This is a genomic window from Dendronalium sp. ChiSLP03b (assembly GCF_034531165.2).
GTDB classification, from domain to species: domain Bacteria; phylum Cyanobacteriota; class Cyanobacteriia; order Cyanobacteriales; family Nostocaceae; genus Dendronalium; species Dendronalium minutum.
This window is the reverse complement of the sequence record NZ_JAVRBR020000117.1, coordinates 1-1047: the sequence shown is the minus strand read 5'-3', so window position 1 is coordinate 1047 and position 1047 is coordinate 1. Positions and strand designations below refer to the sequence as shown.

At 37.9% G+C, this 1047-nt stretch carries 1 protein-coding gene; it reads right to left on the bottom strand.

What is annotated here, in order from left to right:
* Positions 1-646: 646 nt before the first annotated feature.
* A complete protein-coding gene (locus RMY31_RS26325) occupies positions 647-805 on the bottom strand; it encodes a hypothetical protein (RefSeq protein WP_409878502.1) in 159 nt (52 codons plus the stop codon).
* Positions 806-1047: the final 242 nt, after the last annotated feature.

The window sequence follows — 1047 nt, the reverse complement described above, 5'->3', positions numbered from 1 at the left end:
GGTACTTGCTCCAAATCTCTAACACATTCTCCTCCACTTGACTTTGGCTTCACTGCTAGCACAAAGCACTCTTTGCCTTTCAATTCCCTCAAGAATTCTTTTCCTGTGACAACACAAACCTTGGTATCATCCCATTTTTCTTTTAGAGGATTGAGAGTAAATTTCATCCCATCCTTCGTTACTTGATATGTATTTGCTCTTCTATCATGGATCGCATGTCTATCATGTTGCCATGGTCTTCTAAGTAGCACATGACATGCATCTATCTATATCATATCGCAAAGGATTGAATCCTTAAACCTTCTAATCTATATCTCCACCAGACATTGCTTGTCAATAGTAAGGCTATGGCCCTTTTGTAGCTATGAAACCTTATAAGGATCTAGATGCTTCTTCACTTGCAGGTTCAACTTGCTCACCATCTCTTTTGATACATAGTTATCAGTGCTCCCTCTATCGATGATAACTTTACAACACTTTCCCTTGGATTTACAGATGGTTCTAAATAGATTCCTCCTCTAGACGGGTTCTTCTTCTTTTTTGGCAGAATTTAAAAGGATTCTCCTCAACATTAATGCTTCTCCATTCTCTAGTTCCTCTACTTGCTCTAGTGCTTCATCATTTTGTACCATATGAGCACCACCTTCTATTCTCTGTTTTCCTTCATCTTCTTGATTTTATGTGCATTCAAATGCATGATGTCCAAACTGTCCATATCTAAAATAAGTACCACAACCTCTTCCACGACTGAAATCTCCTCTAGCAAATGCCCTTCCTCCTCGATTTTGTTAAAAATTTCTCCCATCAGTTCTTTCTCCTAAAGAACTTAATTCACCACGCTGATAATTATGTCCATGGCCACTAGTCCATTAGCCTCTTCCTCTATTATTATGTCCTCCAACATAGGAAATACTATTCTATCTTCATGACAATTTTTTCTCAGCCTTTAATGCAAGCTGATAACTCTCCTCTACTATCATGATTTATACCATGCTCATCTCATCTTGCATACTAATACACAATCCATTTATATATCGTGCAACCTTC

What these genes read in the sequence shown, in the direction of transcription:
- RMY31_RS26325 (WP_409878502.1), bottom strand. Translation starts at nt 805, where the DNA reads ATGGGAGAAATTTTTAACAAAATCGAGGAGGAAGGGCATTTGCTAGAG.